This window comes from Streptomyces sp. NPDC093071, assembly GCF_044754545.1.
Taxonomy (GTDB): domain Bacteria; phylum Actinomycetota; class Actinomycetes; order Streptomycetales; family Streptomycetaceae; genus Streptomyces.
The window spans coordinates 194672-208316 of sequence record NZ_JBIVPH010000006.1 but is presented as its reverse complement, the minus strand read 5'-3'; the positions used below and the strand labels follow the sequence as shown (position 1 = coordinate 208316).

Here is a 13645-nt window from a genome sequence, read left to right as displayed (position 1 = left end):
GGACCTGCCGGATCTGCCGAAGCTTCCCGGGGGGGCCGGTATCGGGTCCGGCCCCGGCGTCCCGTACGGGTTCACCTGTCCACGCGACCCGTCCCCCGTACGGGGCCGCCCGTCCACGGACCCGCCGCCCCCTCCCGTACGGGTCCACCCGTCCACACGACACGCCCCCGTCCCCGTCCTCCGTCCCCGTACGCGTATCACCGAAGAAAACCCCCGCGACCCCCTCCTGGAGCCACCGTGCGCACCCGTCTCGTCCTGCTCTCCGCCCGTCTGCTCGACCCCGGTACGGGGGCGTTCCTGCCGGAGACCGCGCTCGCCGTCTCCGAGGACGGCCGGATCGCGGCCCTGGGCGACGACCGCGAGATCCGCACGCTCGCCGGGCCGGCGACCACCGTGATCGACCTCAAGGGGGCCGTCGTCACCCCCGGCCTCGTCGACGGGCACGTGCACCCGGTCACCGGGGCCGAGCTGACGCACGGCCTCGACCTGTCGTACTGCGCCGACCTCGACGACGTCCGGGAGGCCCTCGCCCGCGAGGTGCGGACCCTGGAGCGCGGGGCGTGGCTGTGCGGCTGGGGCCTCGACCCGAACGTCTTCGGCGACCACCCCGTCGGCACCGCCCCCTTCGACTCCGTCCTCGACGGGGTGCCCGCCTTCCTGCTGCTCTTCGACGCCCACTCGGCCCTCGCCAGCCGCCGGGCCCTCGAACTCGCCGGGGTCGACGGCCCCCGCACCTTCCACCAGGCCTCCGCCGAGGTCGTCTGCGACGCCGACGGGCGCCCGACCGGCCTCCTCCAGGAGGACGCCGCGTGCGAGCTGGTCGAGCGGGTCGCCCCGAAGCCGACGCGCGAGGAGAGCCGGGAGCGGCTCGCGGCCGCGCTGCGCGCCATGGCCGCCACGGGCCTGACCGGCGGGCACGCCATGGACGCCAACGGCGACAGCCTCTCCCTGTACGGGGAGCTGGACGCGGCCGGCGAGCTGGCGCTGCGGCTGCGGGTGGCGCCCTGGTGCCAGCCCGGGACCGACGTGGACGGCGTACGGGCCCTGATCGAGCGGCAGGGCACCGGCGGGGCCCTGTGGCGGGTCGCCGGCGTGAAGCTCTTCATGGACGGGACCATCGACAACGGCACCGCGTGGCTGGAGCGACCCGACTGCCACGGCGAGTCCACGCACGCGTTCTGGCCGGACCCGGAGGCGTACACGAGGATCGTCGGCGCGCTGCACCGGGCGGGCGTGCCCACCGCGACGCACGCCATCGGGGACGCGGCCGTACGGCACGTCCTCGACTCCGTCGAGAAGGCGCGGGCCTCGGGCGGCGGCGAGGTGCGGCACCGGGTCGAGCACATCGAGACCGTCCCCGACGACACCCTGCGCCGCTTCGCCGAGCTGGGCGTCCTCGCCTCCATGCAGCCCACCCACTGCTGCGACTTCACCCGCGCCGACCACACCGACAACTGGTCGCGGAGGCTCGGCGAGGAGCGCGCCTCGCGCGCGTGGCGCTGCCGGGACCTGGTGGACTCCGGGGCGGCCGTGGTCCTCGGCTCGGACTGGCCGATCGCGCCGTTCCCTCCGCTGGGCGTGATGGCGGGGGCCCGGCACCGGCGGCCGAGCCGCGACCTCGGGCAGGCGCCGCACGGGCCCGAGCAGGCGCTGACGCCGCTGGAGGCGCTGCGGGGCCTGACGACGGCTCCGGCGTACGCGGCGGGCGAGGAGCACGAGGCGGGCCGGATCGCCCTCGGCCACCGGGCCGACCTGGCGGTCTTCGGGGACGACCCACTGACCACGGCCGCGACCGAACTGCCGGACCTGCCGGTCCTGCTGACGGTCCTCGACGGCCGGATCACCCACCGCGCGGCGACCGTCTGATCAGCGGGGCCGGTCGTGGGGCCGGTCGCGGGTCAGGGAGAGCAGGTCGCGGGCCGGACCCGTGGGGCGGTGTCCCGAGGGCCAGACGGCCCGCAGGTCCCGGCGCAGCGGCACGCCCGCGACGGGGACGGCGACCAGGCGACGGGAGGCCAGCTCCTCGGTGATCGCGAGTTCGCTGAGGACGGCCGGGCCGGCGCCGCTGACGGCTGCGGCCTTCACCGCGGTCGTGGAGGCGAGTTCGAGGAGCGGCCGCGCGAGGCCGCCGTGGGCGGAGAGGGCCGCGTCGAGGACCTGGCGGGTGCCCGAGCCGCGCTCCCGCAGCACCAGCGGGGTCGCGGCCAGCTCGGCCGGGTCCAGCGGGGCGCGGCGGCGGGCCCAGGGGTGCGAGGGGGCGGCGACGATCGCGAGGCGGTCGTGGGCGACGACCACGCCGTCGAGGCCGTCCGGCACGGCGAGGCCCTCGACGAAGCCGACGTCCGCGTCGCCCGCGAAGAGGCGTTCCGCGACGGCGGCGGAGTTCCCGGCCTGGAGCGACACGGCGGTGTCGGGGCGCTCGGCGCGCAGGGCGATCAGCCAGCCGGGCAGCAGGTACTCGGCGATCGTCATGGACGCGGCCACCCGCAGCCGCGAGTCGCGCCGGCCGCGCAGGGCCTGCGCCCCGGCGTCGAAGGCCTCCGCCGCCTCCACGATCCGCCGCGCCCAGTCCGTGACGAGGGCACCCGCGTCGGTGAGCCGCGAGCCGCGCGGCGAACGGTCGACCAGGGCCATCCCGAGCTGCCGCTCCATGGACCGGATCCGGCTGCTCGCGGCGGGCTGCGTGATCCCGACCTCCCGAGCGGCGGCCCCGAGACTCCCGTGCCGCGCGACGGCGAGCAACAGTTCGAGCGCACCGAGATCGGGAACGCGGTGGGAGAGGTGAGGACGGGCACCTGCGGCACCGGGCACGGGGGCACCACCGGGGGTGGGACCGCCACCGGCCACCGGATCGCCAACGGACACCGGGCCGCCACCAGCCCTCGGCACCCTCCCGGCCACCGGACCGCCGCCGGGCGCGGAGCCGTCCCCGGCCGCCGGGGCGGCACCGGCCACCGGACCGCTACCGGGCACCGAGCGGCCACCGGCCAGCGGGCCGTCGCCGGGCCCCGTAGCGCCGAGGACCCCCGAGTCGCCGGCCGCCGGTCCCCTCCCGCCCGTAGGGCCCGCATTAGGCGTCGGGCCGCGCCCGGGTGTCGGAGCCGTGCCGTCCGGAGCCGTGTCCGACCCGCCTCCGTTCTCGTGGGCGTCGCCGCCCCGTGTTCCCCTGGTCATAAAGCCAGCTTATGACGTCATAGCCGCATGATCCCTGGTCCGGGCGGGAGAAGGGGGCGACGGTGGAGGCATGGCAAGCGTCGCACCTCTCCGCACGGCTCCCCTTCCGGTCCTCCGCGCCGCCCGGCCCGGGCCACGGTTCCGGGGCGTCCGGCACCTCGGGCCGAACTGGTACGCCTCCGTGATGGGCACGGCGATCGTCGCCACCGCGGGCGCCGGCCTCCCGGTGCGCGTGCCCGGTCTCCGTACGGTCTGCGCGGCGGTCTGGGCCCTGTCGCTCGCGATGCTGCTCGTGCTGCTCGCGGCCCGCGCGCTGCACTGGATCCACCACCGCGACCAGGCCCGCGCCCATCTCATGGACCCGGCCGTGGCCCCGTTCTACGGCTGTCTGTCGATGGCACTGCTCGCGGTCGGCGGCGGGGCCCTGGTCGTGGGCCGGGACTGGATCGGGCTCCCGGCGGCCGTCGCCCTCGACGCCGTCCTGTTCGGCGCGGGGACGCTGATCGGCCTGGCGGCGGCCGTGGCCGTCCCGTACCTCATGGTGGCGCGCCACCGGATCGAGGGCGCGTCCCCGGCGTGGCTGCTGCCGGTCGTCGCCCCCATGGTCTCCGCCGCCCTCGGCCCGCTGCTCGTCCCCCACCTGCCCGCGGGGCAGGCGCAGCAGACGCTCCTGATCGCCTGTCACGCGCTGTTCGGCGTCAGCCTGCTCGCCACCCTGGTCATGCTGCCCCTGGTCTTCGGGCGGCTCGTCACCGCCGGTCCGCCGCCGCTCGCGCTCACCCCCACCCTCTTCCTGGTCCTCGGCCCCCTCGGCCAGTCGACGACCGCCGCGAACAAGTTCGCCGACGCGGCCCCGGGCGTGCTGCCCGCGCCGTACGCGCACGGCTTCGCCGCCTTCGCCGTCCTCTACGGGGTGCCCGTCATGGGCTTCGCGCTGCTGTGGCTGGCGCTCGCCGGGGCGATGGTGCTGCGGGCGCGGCGCCGGGGCATGGGCTTCGCGATGACCTTCTGGGCGTTCACCTTCCCGGTCGGGACGTGCGTGACCGGCGCCGAGGGGCTGGCGCGGCACACCGGCCTGGCCGCCTTCCGGTGGCTCGCCGTCGGCCTGTACGCGTTCCTCGTGGCGGCCTGGCTGCTGGCCGGGGCCCGCACCCTGCGCGGGCTCGTCAGCGGCGCGCTGCTCGCAGGGCCCGGGACAGTACCGCCGGGGCCTCGGCCAGCGACGGCCCGTACCAGGTGAGCATCCGCCCGTCGACGAGGGCGGCGGCGGTCCCGGGGAAGGCCTCGGGGCCGTCGTCGCGCGTGAAGCGGTAGGGCTCGTCGGGCAGGACGACCAGGTCGGGGGCGGCGGCCCGGAGCTCGTCGAGCGGAAGGCGGGGGTAGCGCTCGGGGTGGCCCGCGTACGCGTTGCGGACGCCGAGGCGGGCGAGCAGGTCGCCAGCGAAGGTGTCGCGGCCCAGGACCATCCAGGGGCGGCGCCAGATCGGCACGACGGCGGTGAGCGGCGCCTCCGGGCGCAGCGGCTCGACCGCCGCCCAGGCCTCCCCGGCCTCCGCCAGCCAACGGGGGCGGCGGGGCGCCCCACAGGCGGCGAGGACCCGTTCCAGCTCGCTCAGTCCCTGGTCGAGGGTGCGGACCTCGGTGACGAGGACGTCGAGCCCGGCGGCCCGCAGGGCGTCGAGGTCGGGGGCCCGGTTCTCCTCCTCGTTGGCGAGGACGAGGTCGGGGCGGAGCGCGGCGATCGCGGGGACGTCGGGGTTCTTGGTGCCGCCGATCCGGACGACGTCGAGCCCGGCGGGGCGGACGCACCAGTCGGTGGCGCCGACGAGGGCGCCGGGCAGCGTGACGGCGACGGCCTCGGTGAGGGAGGGCACGAGCGAGACGACCCGTGGTCCCATGGAGGTGCCCGGCCCTGCGGAGGTGCGCGGCCCCGCAGAGGTGCCCGGTCCCATGGAGGTACCCGGCCCCGCAGAGGTGCGCGACCCTACGGAGGTGCGCGGCCCCCCGGAGGTGTCCCGGTCCCTCACTCCTCCTCCGCCTCCACGTGCTCCCCGACCGCCACGACCAGGAGCCGGGTGCCGGGCTCGGTGGCGCGCCAGCGGTGCCGTACCCCGCCGGAGAGGTAGAGGGTGTCCCCCCGGTCGAGCCGGTAGGCGCGGCCCTCGGCCTCGACCTCGGCGGCGCCGTCGGCCACGTAGAGCAGCTCGTCGTTGCGGTGCTGGAACTCGCGGCCCGCGTCCTGCTCGCCGGTGAACTCCAGGGCGTGCAGCTGGTGGCGGCCCCGGACCAGGGACCGGACGCCCTCGGGCAGGCCGGGGGAGGTCTCCCCGGACCGTACGACGTCGACGGTCCGGGAGGCCTCGGCGACGGCGAGGAGCTCGCCGGCCGTGGTCTCCAGGGCCCCGGCGACGAGTTCGAGGGAGCGGCGGCTGGGGCGGGCCCGGTCGTTCTCGACCTGGCTGAGGAAGGGCACGGACAGGCCGCTGCGGGAGGCGACGACGGCCAGGGTGAGCTGGAGCGCTCTGCGGCGCCTCTTGACGGCCGCGCCCACGCGGGGTGATTCCTTCTCGTCCATGTCGGCTCCCTCCCTCGCGCCTCGTGCCCGTCGCGATCCTCGTACCGGTCGGTTACCTGAACCTTACGCAGCTTTGGGGCGGGGTTTCGCGTCGTGCGGAAAAGGGGTGGTCGCCGAACACGTTCGGCGACCACCCCTTTTCGGACAGGAACCGTTCCGGTCCCGTCGTACGGCTACCGCGGGGTGAGCTTCTCCGCGAGGCCGGGGTTCCGGTCGAGCCAGGTGCGGACGGCCTGCTGCTCCTTGCCCTTGCCGGTCTCCTGGATGACGGCTTCCAGGTCCGTGAGCTGCTTCTCGGTCAGCTCGAAGTCCTTCAGCCAGGCGCCGACCTCGGGGTTCTCCCCGGTGAAACCCTTGCGGGCGAGGGTGTGGACGCCGTCGCCCTTGCCCCAGCTGCCCTTGGGGTCCTTGAGCTTCTTCAGGTCGTGCGCGGAGTAGGCCCAGTGCGGGGACCAGAGGGTCACGGCGATGGGCTCCTTGCGCTCGTACGCGCGCTTCAGCTCGGCGAGCATCCCGGGGGTGGAGCCGTCGACGACCTTGTACTCGCCCTCCAGGCCGTACTCCTTGAGCACCTTGTCCTTGAGGATGCCCATCATCCCGGCGCTGGGCTCGATGCCGACGATCCGGCCCTTGAACTGCCCGGCCTTGCCCTTGAGGTCGGCGAGGGAGTCGACGCCCTTGACGTACGAGGGGACGGAGAGCTCCAGGGAGGTGGGGCCGTACCAGGAGCCGAGGTCCTCCAGCTTGTTCCGGTACTTCTCCCAGTACTGGGCGTGGGTGACCGGCAGCCAGGCGTCGGTCTGGAAGTCGAGCTGTCCGCCGGCCAGGCCGGTGTAGAGCGCGCCGGCCTCCAGCTGCTTGGTGTCGACCTCGTAGCCGCGCCGCTCCAGGAGCTCCTTCCACAGGTACGTGGAGGCGATGCCCTCGTCCCAGGGGATGTAGCCGATGCTGACCTTCTTGCCGTTGCCGGCGGCGGGTCCGGAGCCGGTGCCGAGGAAGCCGGTGCCGCCCGCGACGAGGGCGAGGACGACGACGCCGACGAGGGCGGTGACGGGCTGCGGCCGGTGGCCCCAGAGCTTGGCGCCGGGGCGCTTGGCGGTGGCGGCGCGCGCCTTGGCGGCGGCGCGGCGCCCCAGCGGGGAGACCTGACGACCGAGGGCGCCGGTCATCCGGTCGAGGTACATGGCGAGGACGACGATGGAGACGCCGGCCTCGAAGCCAAGGCCGATGTCGACGTTGCCGATGGCCCGGTAGACGGCGCCGCCGAGCCCGCCGCCGCCGACCATGCCGGCGATGACGACCATGGACAGGCCGAGCATGATGACCTGGTTGACGCCGGCCATGATGGTCGGGAGGGCGAGCGGCAGCTGCACGCGCAGCAGGGTGTTGCGCGGGGTGGTGCCGAACGCCTCGGCGGCCTCGACGAGTTCGCCGTCGACCTGGCGGATGCCGAGTTCGGTCATCCTGACGCCCGGGGGCAGCGCGAAGACGATGGTGGCGATGATGCCGGGGACCACGCCGACGCCGAAGAAGATGATGCCGGGGATCAGGTAGACCATGGCGGGCATGGTCTGCATGAAGTCGAGGACCGGCCGCATGACGGCGCTGACGGTCTTCGAGCGGGCCGCCCAGATGCCGAGCGGCACGGCGATCACCAGGGTGACCAGGGTGGCGACGAGGACGAGGGAGAGCGTCGCCATGGCCTCGTCCCACAGCTGGACGGAGTCGACGAGCGCGAAGCCCGCGAAGGCGAGGAGACCGGCGGCGAAGCCGCGCAGCCACCAGGCGACGACGGCGAGGATGCCGGCGAACAGCAGCGGCTGCGGCGCGGAGAGGACGGCGTCGATGCCGTCGTAGAGGCCGGTGACGCCGGTGGTGACGGCGTCGAACAGCCAGGAGAACTGGGACTGGAGCCAGTCGACGGAGGTGTCGACCCACTGCCCGAGGGGAAGCCTAGGCACCGGCGGTCACCTCCCGCCCGTTCTTGGCGGGGACGCTCCCGGGGGCGTCGTCGCCGCCCTTCGTGACGGCCTTGTCCGTCGTGGCGTTCCCTGTCGCGTCCGCGTCCGCGCCGTTCCGCGCGTCGGCCTTCTTCGCGCCGGTGCCCGTGGTGGCGGGGCCTTCGGCGGCGGGGCCCTTGATGGCGGCGCGCCTGTTCTCGACGCCCTTCGTGGTGACGTCGTGCGCGGCGGCGTCGTGCGTACCGAGGCCGCCCATCACGCCGAGGAGCCGTTCCGGGGACACGACGCCGAGGACGGTGCCGTCGGTGTCCTCCACGGTCACCGGGTGCGGGGCCCCGGCGGCGACGGCGCACAGGTCCGCGACGAGGGTGTCGGGCCCGACGGGCCGGCAGGCGCAGTCGTCGGGACAGTCGGGCGCGGGGGCGCCCGGCGCCATGACGGCGGAGGCGGTGAGCACCCGGGAACGGTCGACGTCCTGGATGAAGGAGGCCACGTAGTCGTCGGCGGGGCGGACGAGGATGTCCTCGGCGGTGCCGAGCTGGACGATCCTGCCGTCGCGCATGACGGCGATCCGGTCACCGAGGCGCATGGCCTCGTTGAGGTCGTGGGTGATGAAGACGATGGTCTTCTTCAACTGCTTCTGGAGGACGAGGAGCTGGTCCTGCATGTCACGGCGGATCAGCGGGTCGAGCGCGCTGAACGACTCGTCCATGAGGAGCAGGTCGGCGTCGGTGGCGAGCGCGCGGGCGAGGCCGACACGCTGCTGCATCCCGCCGGAGAGCTCGTCGGGCCAGGACTTCTCCCAGCCGGCCAGGCCGCACAGCCGGAGGGCCTCGGCGGCGCGGGTCTCGCGCTCGGCGCGGGGCACGCCCTGGACCTCCAGGCCGTAGGCGGCGTTCTCCAGGACGTTCCGGTGCGGGAAGAGCGCGAAGTGCTGGAAGACCATGCTGATCCGGCGGGAGCGGACCGCGCGCAGGTCGCGGGGGGAGAGGGCGGTGAGGTCGTCGCCGTCGAAGAGGACCCGGCCCGCGGTGGGTTCGAGCAGGCCGTTGAGCATCCGCAGGAGGGTGGACTTCCCGGAGCCGGACAGGCCCATCACGACGAAGATCTGGCCGGGCTCGACGACGAAGCCGGCGTCCACGACGGCTGCTGTCGTCCCCTCGGCGCGCAGCTCCTCGCGGTCCGCGCCGTCCACCAGCCTGCGGACGGCTTCGTCGGGTCGTCTGCCGAACACCTTGTACAGGTGGTCGGCCTGGAGCCTGGACACATACACCTCACGGGTAGCAACGAAGAACGGCCCCGCCACCCCCGCGAGGCCGGACCGTGGAGCGGGCGGAATCGGTCCGCGCCCCGTCGCGTACGGGACCTTTTCGTTGAATTCCGTACCGGGGCTCACTCCGGGCACGCACATGCCCGGGGCCGAAGGTCGCAAACGCAAAGGTGACGCGGGTCACGAAAGGGCGGGAGGGGAGGCCGGGTTCCGGCGGTCCGGCGGCGCACCGCGCCCTAAGATCGGCCGGGTGACGCGACGTTTGATGCTCCTCGACACCGCCAGCCTCTACTTCCGCGCGTACTTCGGCGTGCCGGACTCCGTCCGGGCCCCCGACGGCACCCCGGTGAACGCCGTGCGCGGGCTGCTCGACTTCATCGGCCGGCTCGTCCAGGACCACCGTCCGGACGAGCTGGTGGCCTGCTGGGACGAGGACTGGCGGCCGCAGTGGCGGGTGGACCTGATCCCGTCGTACAAGGCGCACCGGGTGGCCGTGGAGACGGAGACGGGCCCGGACGAGGAGGAGGTCCCGGACACCCTGTCCCCGCAGGTGCCGGTGATCGAGGAGGTCCTGGCGGCGCTCGGGATCGCGCGGATCGGGGCGGCGGGGTACGAGGCGGACGACGTGATCGGGACCCTGGCGGGCCGGGCGACCGGTCCGGTGGACATCGTCACGGGCGACCGGGACCTGTTCCAGCTGGTGGACGACGCGCGGGAGGTGCGGGTGCTGTACCCGCGCAAGGGCGTCGGCGACTGCGACCTGGTGGACGGGGAGCTGATCCTCACGAAGTACGGGGTCCGCCCCGACCAGTACGCGGACTTCGCCGCGCTGCGCGGGGACGCCAGCGACGGGCTGCCGGGCGTGAAGGGCATCGGCGAGAAGACGGCGGCGCAGCTGATCACGGAGTACGGGGACCTGGCGGGGGTGCGGGCGGCGGCGGAGGACCCGGCGTCGAGGCTGACCCCGGCCAAGCGGCGCGGGATCGTGGAGGCGGCCGCGTACCTGGACGTGGCGCCGACGGTGGTGCGGGTCGCCTCCGACGTACCGCTGCCGGAGTTCGACCCGGCCCTGCCGTCGGGACCCCGCGACCCGGCGGCCCTGGACGCCCTGGTGAAGCGGTGGGGCCTCACCGGGGCCGTGGGGCGGCTGCTGCCGGTCCTGGAACGCTGACCCGGACGGGCCGCGGGATGTTAACTTAGGCAGACCTAAGTACGCAGAGTCAGGGAGCACGTCGTGGCAGAGCAGCCGGCCCGCAGGTCACCGAAGGCCACCGAAGCGCGCGTGGTGCACACGGAGCGGATCACTCCGCACATGGTGCGGCTCGTACTGGGCGGTGCGGGGCTCGACGGCTTCGACGCCGGCGAGTACACCGACCACTACGTGAAGCTGCTCTTCGCGCCCGGGGGCGTCACCTACCCGGAGCCGTTCGACATGGAGCGGATCCGGGAGGAGTTCCCCCGGGAGCAGTGGCCGACGACCCGGACGTACACGGTGCGGGCCTGGGACCCGGAGCGGCGCGAGCTGACCATCGACTTCGTGGTCCACGGCGACGAGGGCCTCGCGGGCCCGTGGGCGGCGCGCGCCGAGGCGGGCGACACGGTGCGGTTCCTCGGCCCCGGCGGCGGCTACGCGCCGGACGAGGCGGCGGACTGGCACCTGCTCGCGGGCGACGAGAGCGCGCTTCCGGCGATCGCGGCGGCCCTGGAGCGGCTGCCCGCCGGGGCGCGGGCGCACACCTTCGTGGAGATCGCGGACGCGGCGGAGGAGCAGAAGCTGGAGACGGCGGCGGGCATCGACGTCACCTGGCTCCACCGGGGCGATCGCCCGGTGGGCGAGGCGCTGGTCGAGGCGGTGCGGGCGCTGGACTTCCCGGCGGGCGACGTCCACGCCTTCGTCCACGGCGAGGCGGGCTTCGTGAAGGAGCTCCGCCGCCACCTGCGCCTGGACCGGGAGGTGCCGCGCGAGCGCCTGTCGATCTCGGGCTACTGGCGCCTGGGCAAGTCGGACGAGGCCTGGCGCGCGATCAAGCGCGAGTGGAACGACCAGGTGGAACGCGAACAGGAGAGCTGAGCGGGTCCCTGGACGGGGGTGGCAGGGCCAAGGCCCTGCCACCCCCGTCGGCGTGTGGGGCGCTGGCTGGCTGCTGGCTGCTGGCTGCTGGCTGCTGGCTGCTGGCTGCTGGCTGCCAAGAAGATCAGGGCCGCCGGACCGACGGGGCCCTCGAACTCGCCGGGGTGGTGGGCTGGTGGGCTGATGAACACGGCGTACCTCGACCGGGCCAGCGGGCCAGCGGGCCACCGGGCCACCGGGCCACCGGGCCACCGGGCCACCGGGCCACCGGGCCACCGGGCCACCGGGCCACCGGGCGCAGTATGCCGGGTCGGACAGACCGTCAGGTCGTCACGTCGTTTCACCGAAGACCCGGTCCGACGCGTCCACGTGGGCGATCCGCCGCATGGCCGCGAAGACGGCGTCACCGATGACCGTGCCGACGACCACGCTCTCCACGAGATCCTCCCGCGCCACCCGCTTCGCCACATACTCCAGGTCGGCCCGCGCCACCTGTTCCGCCGCGTCCGCGTACGCGTCCAGGACCTCGACGAACCGCCCGTGGCCGACGTCGTCGAGCGCGGCGATCGCCGTCGCCAGCGCCTCCGCCGCGGGGCTCCCCTCGTAGGTGCGCCATCCGCGCGCCTCGATCAGCGCGGCGGCCCTCTTCCTCGCCTCGGCGATCCCGGCCCCGTCCCCGCGCTCGTACCGCGGCACCACCTGGTCCGCCGCCTCGCCCAGCACCAGGTGCAGCGGCCGGACCGGGTCGTCGATCGCCACGATCACCTCGCGGATCCCCGCCACCGACAGGCCGCCCACATCGAGGAGCGCCCGGATCAGGCGGAGCCGCCGTACATGCGTCTCTCCGTACGTGGCCTGGTTCGGGCTCGTCAGTTCTCCGGGCGGGAGCAGTCCTTCCCGTACGTAGAACTTGATCGTCGGCACGGACACCCCGGTCCTGCGACTCAACTCTCCGATGCGCACTGCCTGTTCACCTTTCCGGTCCTCTCCTCGGCCTTGCCGACCGACATCCACATCATAGATAGTGGCGCTATCAGATAGCGGCGAGTGCCACTATCCATACTTTCCCACGGGGGGATTCGTATGCCTGCGCCCCATCCACTCAACCCACTCCCTCAACTGCACCGGCCCCTGGTCTGGTTCGCCGCCTCGATGGGCGTCCTCGCCCTCGTCTCCGCCGTCGGCTTAGCGGTGGACGACCGCATCCTGGTCGGCGCCCCGATCTGGGCCAAACCGTTCAAGTTCTCGGTCTCGTTCATCGCCTACGCCCTCTCGCTCGCCTGGATGCTCTCGCTGCTCCCCCGGGGCCGCCGGACCGGCTGGTGGGCCGGAACGGTGGTCGCCGGCGCGAGCGCGGTGGAGATGGTGCTCATCACCCTCCAGGTGGTCCGGGGCACCCGGAGCCACTTCAACCAGGCGACCCCGTTCGACAACACCGTCTTCCAGATCATGGGCGGCACCGTCGTCGTGCTGTGGCTCGGCGCCCTGGTCATCGCCCTGCTCCTGCTGCGCGCCCGGATCCTCGACCGCGCCATGGCCTGGACCGTCCGCATCTCCTCCCTGATCGCCCTGGCGGGCGCCGGAGTCGGCTTCCTGATGGTGCGTCCGACGCCGGAACAGCTCGCGACCGACAACCCGCCGATCGTCGGCGCCCACAGCGTCGGCGTTCCGGACGGCGGCCCGTCCATGCCGGTGACCGGCTGGGCCACCACGGGCGGCGACCTGCGCGTGGCGCACTTCTTCGGAATGCACGCGCTCCAACTGCTCCCGCTGGTCCTGCTCGTCCTGGCCGCCCTCGCGACCCGCTCCGCCCGCTTCCCGCGTCTCGCCCGCCTCGCCCACCTCGCCGACGAACGGGTCCGGCTGCGCCTCGCCCTCACCGCCTCGGCGGCCTACGCGGCGGCCTTCGTCCTGCTGACCTGGCAGGCGCTGCGGGGCCAGGCCCTGTTCGCCCCGGACGGCGCGACCCTGGCCGGCGCGGGAGCGATCGTGCTGCTCGGCGGTGCGGCCACCGCCTTCTCCCTCCGCCCGACTCCCGAGGGCCCCTCCCCCTCCCCTCCCTCCCCTCCCGCCTCCCCCGCCTCCCCCACCGAGGAGATCGCGGCATGACCGGATTCCTCTTCGAGCTGGCCTTCCTCCTCGTGGCTCCCGTCTGGTTCCTGATGGTCCTCGCGCCCCGGTGGCGGTTCACCGAGCGCCTCGCGGCCTCGCCGCTGACCGTCCTCCCCCTCCTGACCCTCTGGGCGGTGCTGGTCGCCCCGGTCCTGCCCGAGTTCTGGACGGCGGTCAGCAGCCCGGACATCGATGCCTTCCGGGACCTCGCCGCGCTCCCGAACGGCGCCGGCGCGATCTGGGCCCAGATCCTCGCCTGGGACCTGCTGCTCGGTCAGTGGATGTACCGGGAGGGCCGACGCCTCTCCGTACCGCCCCTCCTCATGGGTCCCCTGCTCCTCCTGACGATCCTCCTCTCCCCCGTCGCCCTGCCTCTCTTCCTGGTGGTCCGCGCCCTCTGGACCGCACGCGCACGGCACGAGGAACGCACCCCGGCCGCCCCCGCTCCGGCGGCCTGAACCGGTGGCTCCCCGTGCCCCGCC

At 74.3% G+C, this 13645-nt stretch carries 12 protein-coding genes; 6 read left to right on the top strand and 6 right to left on the bottom strand.

The annotated features are described in order from the left end of the window. The first annotated feature begins 237 nt into the window (after positions 1–237). A complete protein-coding gene (locus ACIQD7_RS23765; RefSeq protein WP_402444044.1) occupies positions 238–1866 on the top strand; it encodes an amidohydrolase in 1629 nt (542 codons plus the stop codon). On the opposite strand, the gene ACIQD7_RS23760 is transcribed toward ACIQD7_RS23765, so the two are convergent. Beyond that, positions 1867–2811, bottom strand: a complete 945-nt coding sequence (locus ACIQD7_RS23760; RefSeq protein ID WP_402444042.1) for a LysR family transcriptional regulator — start codon at positions 2809–2811, stop codon at positions 1867–1869. 433 nt (positions 2812–3244) lie between these two features. On the opposite strand from ACIQD7_RS23760, the gene ACIQD7_RS23755 reads away from it, so the two are divergent. Continuing rightward, positions 3245–4414 (top strand): TDT family transporter, encoded by a 1170-nt coding sequence (locus ACIQD7_RS23755; protein WP_402444040.1) that lies wholly within the window; start codon positions 3245–3247, stop codon positions 4412–4414. On the opposite strand, the gene ACIQD7_RS23750 is transcribed toward ACIQD7_RS23755, so the two are convergent. The 4 genes from ACIQD7_RS23750 to ACIQD7_RS23735 all read right to left on the bottom strand — a co-directional run bounded on the left by ACIQD7_RS23750 (position 4341) and on the right by ACIQD7_RS23735 (position 8977). Continuing rightward, complete coding sequence (locus ACIQD7_RS23750) at positions 4341–5072, bottom strand: helical backbone metal receptor (RefSeq protein WP_402444039.1); 732 nt, start codon at positions 5070–5072, stop codon at positions 4341–4343. The two genes, ACIQD7_RS23755 and ACIQD7_RS23750, sit on opposite strands and share 74 nt — an antisense overlap. Before the next feature lie 125 nt (positions 5073–5197). Beyond that, a complete protein-coding gene (locus ACIQD7_RS23745; RefSeq protein ID WP_121828685.1) occupies positions 5198–5749 on the bottom strand; it encodes a helix-turn-helix domain-containing protein in 552 nt (183 codons plus the stop codon). Between the two features lie 173 nt (positions 5750–5922). After that, on the bottom strand, positions 5923–7710 hold the full coding sequence (locus ACIQD7_RS23740) for an ABC transporter permease/substrate binding protein (RefSeq protein WP_402444037.1): 1788 nt from the start codon (positions 7708–7710) through the stop codon (positions 5923–5925). Next, a complete protein-coding gene (locus tag ACIQD7_RS23735) occupies positions 7703–8977 on the bottom strand; it encodes a glycine betaine/L-proline ABC transporter ATP-binding protein (RefSeq protein WP_402444035.1) in 1275 nt (424 codons plus the stop codon). The genes ACIQD7_RS23740 and ACIQD7_RS23735 overlap by 8 nt, the downstream gene beginning before the upstream one ends. A gap of 268 nt (positions 8978–9245) precedes the next feature. Here ACIQD7_RS23735 and ACIQD7_RS23730 point away from each other — a divergent pair, with 268 nt between their 5' ends. After that, positions 9246–10151 (top strand): 5'-3' exonuclease, encoded by a 906-nt coding sequence (locus ACIQD7_RS23730; protein ID WP_205613786.1) that lies wholly within the window; start codon positions 9246–9248, stop codon positions 10149–10151. A 63-nt stretch (positions 10152–10214) separates the two neighbouring features. Next, on the top strand, positions 10215–11051 hold the full coding sequence (locus tag ACIQD7_RS23725) for a siderophore-interacting protein (RefSeq protein WP_402444033.1): 837 nt from the start codon (positions 10215–10217) through the stop codon (positions 11049–11051). Positions 11052–11381: 330 nt separating this feature from the next. On the opposite strand, the gene ACIQD7_RS23720 is transcribed toward ACIQD7_RS23725, so the two are convergent. Next, positions 11382–12014: a MerR family transcriptional regulator gene (locus ACIQD7_RS23720; protein ID WP_402444032.1), complete on the bottom strand. Its 633-nt coding sequence runs from the start codon at positions 12012–12014 to the stop codon at positions 11382–11384. Between the two features lie 189 nt (positions 12015–12203). On the opposite strand from ACIQD7_RS23720, the gene ACIQD7_RS23715 reads away from it, so the two are divergent. Both ACIQD7_RS23715 and ACIQD7_RS23710 read left to right on the top strand, forming a co-directional pair. Continuing rightward, positions 12204–13160 carry a hypothetical protein gene (locus ACIQD7_RS23715; RefSeq protein ID WP_402444212.1) on the top strand — a complete coding sequence of 319 codons (957 nt, stop codon included), beginning with the start codon at positions 12204–12206 and terminating at the stop codon, positions 13158–13160. Further along, on the top strand, positions 13157–13621 hold the full coding sequence (locus ACIQD7_RS23710; protein WP_402444031.1) for an ABA4-like family protein: 465 nt from the start codon (positions 13157–13159) through the stop codon (positions 13619–13621). The genes ACIQD7_RS23715 and ACIQD7_RS23710 overlap by 4 nt, the downstream gene beginning before the upstream one ends. Positions 13622–13645: the final 24 nt, after the last annotated feature.

Bases quoted from the DNA above. Each gene is read 5' to 3' on its own strand.
- ACIQD7_RS23755 (WP_402444040.1), top strand. From the start codon at position 3,245: ATGGCAAGCGTCGCACCTCTCCGCACGGCTCCCCTTCCGGTCCTCCGC.
- ACIQD7_RS23750 (WP_402444039.1), bottom strand. From the start codon at position 5,072: ATGGGACCACGGGTCGTCTCGCTCGTGCCCTCCCTCACCGAGGCCGTC.
- ACIQD7_RS23745 (WP_121828685.1), bottom strand. From the start codon at position 5,749: ATGGACGAGAAGGAATCACCCCGCGTGGGCGCGGCCGTCAAGAGGCGC.
- ACIQD7_RS23730 (WP_205613786.1), top strand. From the start codon at position 9,246: ATGCTCCTCGACACCGCCAGCCTCTACTTCCGCGCGTACTTCGGCGTG.
- ACIQD7_RS23715 (WP_402444212.1), top strand. From the start codon at position 12,204: ATGGGCGTCCTCGCCCTCGTCTCCGCCGTCGGCTTAGCGGTGGACGAC.
- ACIQD7_RS23710 (WP_402444031.1), top strand. From the start codon at position 13,157: ATGACCGGATTCCTCTTCGAGCTGGCCTTCCTCCTCGTGGCTCCCGTC.